Consider the following 4,984-nt stretch of genomic DNA (forward strand, 5'->3'; position numbering starts at 1 on the left):
GGCTTTCGCCCGTCGCCCGACTGGGGGTTGGTTGGTGGTTGCTCGCACCCCGGGGGGTAGCCGGTGGCAGTTCCAGCCCCGCGCCCCTTTGGGGCGCGCTTCAGCTCACCGGTATGGACCAATTCTGGCGTGACTCCTTGACACCCGGATTGGTCCATACCAACTTTGATGGCGCAGCTTTCCGCACTCCCCTGTACTCCCCAACACCCCATTCCCCACAGGGAGATCGCGTGCGCCACATACTCGGGCGTCCCAGACGCAGGTTTCTCGCTCTGCTCGGCTCCGCCGCCCTCGCGGCCGGCGGGGCCGTCGCGCTGCCGGGCACGGCCCAGGCGGCCAACATCCTGACCAATCCCGGCTTCGAGTCGGGCGGCCTCTCCCCCTGGAGCTGTACCGGCAATCTCGGTTCGGTCGTCTCCTCCCCCGTGCACGGCGGCTCCAGGGCCCTGCAGGGCGCGGTGACGGCGAGCGACGACGCGCAGTGCAGCCAGACGGTCGCGGTCCAGCCGAACACGACCTACACCCTCAGCGGCTGGGTCCGCGGCTCGTACGTCTACCTCGGCGTGGACGGCGGCGCCTCCACCTGGACGACCTCACCGTCCGCGTACAGCCGGCTGAGCGTCTCCTTCACCACCGGGGCCTCGCAGACCAGCGCCACCCTCTACGTCCACGGCTGGTACGCGCAGGGTTCGTACTACGCCGACGACATCAGCCTGGACGGCCCGGGCGGCGGAGGCGGCGGGGACACCCAGGCGCCGACCGTGCCCAGCGGGCTCACCTCGACCGGCAGGACCTCGTCGAGCGTGTCGCTGAAGTGGAACGCCTCGACCGACAACACGGGCGTGACGGCGTACGACATCTACAGCGGCTCCAACCAGGTCCTCAGCGTCTCCGGTACGTCGGCCACGGTCGGCGGGCTGTCGCCGAGCACCTCGTACACCTTCAGCGTGAAGGCACGGGACGCGGCCGGGAACGTGTCGGCGGCCTCCGACTCCGTGTCCGTCACGACGGACGCGGGCAGCGGCGGCGGCAGCGGGTTCAGGCAGGCGGCGCCGTACCTGTACGAAGGCTGGGGCGATCCGCCGAGCCCGTCCACGGTGATGAGCGCGACGGGCGCCAAGTGGTTCACGATGGCGTTCGTGCTGGACTCGGGCGGCTGCACGCCGGCCTGGGACGGCAGCCGGGCACTGACCGGCGGGGTCGACCAGGGCGCGATCAACCAGATCCGCTCGGCGGGCGGTGACATCGTGCCGTCGTTCGGCGGCTGGCAGGGCAGCAAGCTCGGCGCCAACTGCTCCTCGTCGAGCGCGCTGGCCGGAGCGATACAGAAGGTGATCGACGCCTACTCGCTCAAGGCGATCGACATGGACATCGAGAACACGGACGAGTTCGAGAACGAGGCCGTCCAGGCGAAGATCCTCACCGCGCTGAAGACCGTCAAGGCGAACAACCCGGGCCTGAAGACCATCGTCACCTTCGGCACCGCGACCACCGGCCCGACCTACTACGGCAACCGGCTCATCGAGCAGGCGAAGTCGCTCGGAGCCGACATCGACGTCTTCACCATCATGCCGTTCGACTTCGGCGGCGGCTCGGACATGTACGGCAACACGGTGAGCGCGACCGAAGGGCTGAAGGCCAAGCTGAAGTCGACGTTCGGCTGGGACGACGCGACCGCCTACTCCCACATCGGCATCTCCGGCATGAACGGCCTGTCCGACCAGCAGGAGACGACCACCCCGGCGATCTGGACCCAGGTCCGCGACTGGGCCAACAGCCACCACATCGCCCGGCTCGCCTTCTGGTCGGTCAACCGCGACCGGCCCTGCCCGGGCGGCGGAGTCGCCGAGAACTGCTCCGGCATCAGCCAGAACAACTGGCAGTTCACCTCGATCACGGCCGGCTTCACCGGCTGAGCACGGCACCGGCACGACCGACGTCCCCCCGGCTTCCGGGCCGGGGGATTTTTTTTCCGCCGGGGGTGTATCAGGGGGCGGCCCGGCCGCTCTTCTTAACAGGAACGAGAAACAACGGGGGAAGCACCACTACGGGGGAAGCACCAACCCGCACCAAGGGGGGAAGCACCAACCCGCACCAAGGGGGGAAGCACCACGCGGGAAGCACCACCACGGGGGATGCACCAACCGGGGGGAGCACCAAGGGAAAGTACCGGGGGATGCACCACGGGGGCACGGGGGATCGGGTCGGTCGGTCGCGGTCACGGGGAGCGACCGGCCGACCCGACGTGCGTCTGCCGACGCCGGAGCGGGGCGCGTGCCGTCACCGCCGGGGCGCGCGCCGTCAGAAGCGCCCCCCGATGAGGCGCTCTACGTGCTCCTCGATGCGGCGCCGTTCGTCGTGCATGAGAGGTCTCGAGAGAGGGCGGGGCGACGCAGGGGACGACGGGCCGGGCGAGGGCACAGCCGGGACGCAGCGGACGGAAGCACGTGCCGGGCGCCTTCCGCCGGAGCTCATTTCAGGTACCTGAGGCCAGGATGGACGGCCGTGTAGCCCTCGACCAGGCGCCGGGCCACGTTGACCGAGTCGACCAGCGGATGCAGCGCGAACGCCTTCACGGCCGTCGCACGCGCACCGGACGCGGCGGCGGCGAGCACCTCGCGCTCGACCGCCTTGACCGCACAGACCAGGCCGTTGGCATGGCCGGGCAGCGGGGCGACGGCGACCGGGTGGGCGCCGTTGGCGTCGACCAGGCAGGGCACCTCGATGACCGCCTCCGTGTCCAGGACCGACAGGGTGCCCCGGTTGCGCACGTTGAGGATGAGGGTCGTGCGCTCGTCCCGGGCGATGGCCCGCATCAGGGCGAGTGCGACCTTCTCATAGCCGCCGGAGAGGTCGTCGGCCTCGCGTTCGCCGGCGCCGGCCGTCTCCCGGTTCTCGGCCATGTAGGTCGCCTCGCGCTCGGCGCGGGTGCGGTCCCAGAGGTCCAGGGCGCGGACGCCGGGGCGCCGTGCCTCCTCGTAGAACCGTGCCTGCTGGTCGCGCAGGAAGGCGCCCCGGGTCTTCTCGGCCTCCTGATACGCGTGTACGGCTTCGCGGTTGAAGTAGTAGTAGTGCAGGTACTCGTTGGGGATCGCGCCGAGGGACTGCAGCCAGTCGACACCGAACAGCCTGCCCTCCTCGAAGGAGCCGAGCAGGCCGGGGTCGGCGAGCAGGCGCGGGAGTTCGTCGCGTCCGGCGATGTGCAGGCCGCGCACCCAGCCGAGGTGGTTGAGGCCGACGTAGTCGATCCACGCCTCCTTCGGGTTCGCGCCGAGCACCCGGGCGATCCGGCGGCCGAGGCCGACCGGCGAGTCGCAGATGCCGATGACGCGGTCGCCGAGGTGACGGGACATGGCCTCGGTGACCAGGCCTGCCGGGTTGGTGAAGTTGATGACCCAGGCGTCGGGGGCGAGACGGGCCACCCGCCGGGCGATGTCGACCGCTACCGGGACCGTCCGCAGACCGTAGGCGATCCCGCCCGCGCCGACCGTCTCCTGGCCGAGGACGCCTTCCCCGAGTGCCACCCGCTCGTCGTCGGCCCTGCCCTGCAGGCCGCCCACGCGGATCGCGGAGAAGACGAAGCCCGCGCCGCGCAGGGCCTCGTCGAGGTCGGTGGTGGCTCTCACGCGGGGGGCGTCGTCCACGGCCGACGCCTGTTCGGCCAGTACGCGCACGACCGCATCCAGCCGGCTGTCGTCGAGATCGTGCAGAACGACCTCCGTGACCCGTCCCTCGCCACGGTCCGCCAGCAACGCCCCGTACACGAGGGGCACCCGGAATCCGCCGCCGCCCAGAATCGTCAGCTTCACTCCTGCACCTCTCCTGCCAGGACCACCTCGTCGCCCGCCTCCTGAAGCGAGGAGCGGGTCGCCGGGTCGACCGGCTCGTCCGTCACCACCACGTCCAGGTCCCCGGGGCCGCAGACCTTCGCCATTCCCGTACCCGGGAACTTCGCCGAATCAGCGAGCAGGACGACCTTGTCACTGGCCTTCATCATGGCGCGCTTGACCGGCACCTCGACGACCGTCGTGTCCATCACCTGCCCACCCGGGCGCACTCCGCTGGTGCCGAGGAAGAGCCAGTCGGCGCGGAGCCGGCGCAGGGTGTCCTCGGTGAGAAAGCCGACCAGGGAGCGGTACTCGCGGCGGACCACGCCGCCGAGCAGCACCAGTTCGATGCCCTCGTCGTCGGCCAGTTCCTCGTAGACCACCAGGTTGCCGGTGATGACGTGAGGCGGCGGGCGAGCCGGTAGGCGGTGGTGCCGATGTCGAGCAGCACCGACTGGCCGTCGGCGACCATGGCCGCGGCGCGCGCCGCGATGGCGTCCTTCTCGGCCACGCGCACCTCGGCGACCTCGGCGAAGGGCTGGCCGCCCTCGTCCGCGACCGCGCCGCCGCGCACCCGGGTGAGCAGGCCGTCCTCTTCGAGTCCGACGAGGTCGCGCCTGATCGTGGCCGGGCTCACGCCCAGCCGCTCGGAGAGGTCGGTGACGGCCGCGGGGCCACCGGAGCGCAGGGCCCTCAGGATGAGTCGGTGTCGTCGTTCCGCCAGCACACCATGAACACTACTCGTCATCTCCAATCAGAATCATGCTCAGTTCTGCTCAGATATTGACCAAACGCCCAAGCCGGCACCCGACCTCAGTACACCGAAATTGAGCTGTTCCGACGATCGTGGTTCGAGGACAGGACGCCTCCTGGCTGCCGAGCGGCCCGATGCGCTGCTGACCGGGCTGGTCTTCCGCGACCTCGTCTTCCCGCACCGAGCCGCTCGCCCGCGCCGGACGAGGAGATCTGGACGACGGGCATGGGCTGCGGCCCGGGCGGCACGGCCAGCCTCGCCGTCGCCGCCGCCCGCTTCGGCCTCGGCACCTCGCTCGCCACCGTTTCCGGCGACGACTTCTGCGGCGCCCACTGCCAGGACGTCCTCGCCGGGCCCGTGGGCGGTGACCGCCTGGGCGGCGGGGGGGGGGTAGTCCTCGCGC

2 protein-coding genes and 2 pseudogenes are annotated in these 4,984 nt (G+C 70.8%); 2 read left to right on the forward strand and 2 right to left on the reverse strand.

The window, feature by feature from the left end; translation table 11 throughout:
- Nucleotides 1-230: 230 nt before the first annotated feature.
- The gene (locus AB0H32_RS46805) at nt 231-1,916 is read left to right on the forward strand and encodes a carbohydrate binding domain-containing protein (RefSeq protein ID WP_361135378.1); all 1,686 of its coding nucleotides are present in this window, start codon (nt 231-233) and stop codon (nt 1,914-1,916) included.
- 555 nt (nt 1,917-2,471) lie between these two features.
- On the opposite strand, the gene AB0H32_RS46810 is transcribed toward AB0H32_RS46805, so the two are convergent.
- Together AB0H32_RS46810 and AB0H32_RS46815 are read right to left on the reverse strand one after the other, a co-directional pair.
- Nucleotides 2,472-3,809, reverse strand: coding sequence for a 6-phospho-beta-glucosidase (locus tag AB0H32_RS46810; RefSeq protein WP_361135381.1), 1,338 nt, complete (start codon nt 3,807-3,809; stop codon nt 2,472-2,474).
- Nucleotides 3,806-4,554: pseudogene (locus AB0H32_RS46815) on the reverse strand (DeoR/GlpR family DNA-binding transcription regulator). The gene AB0H32_RS46810 and the pseudogene AB0H32_RS46815 overlap by 4 nt, the downstream one beginning before the upstream one ends.
- 142 nt (nt 4,555-4,696) lie before the next feature.
- Between AB0H32_RS46815 and AB0H32_RS46820 the strand changes: the two are divergent.
- Nucleotides 4,697-4,984: pseudogene (locus AB0H32_RS46820) on the forward strand (hypothetical protein); the annotation flags it as partial.

The sequence above is a fragment of the Streptomyces sp. NPDC020362 genome (genome assembly GCF_040642095.1).
Taxonomy (GTDB): domain Bacteria; phylum Actinomycetota; class Actinomycetes; order Streptomycetales; family Streptomycetaceae; genus Streptomyces.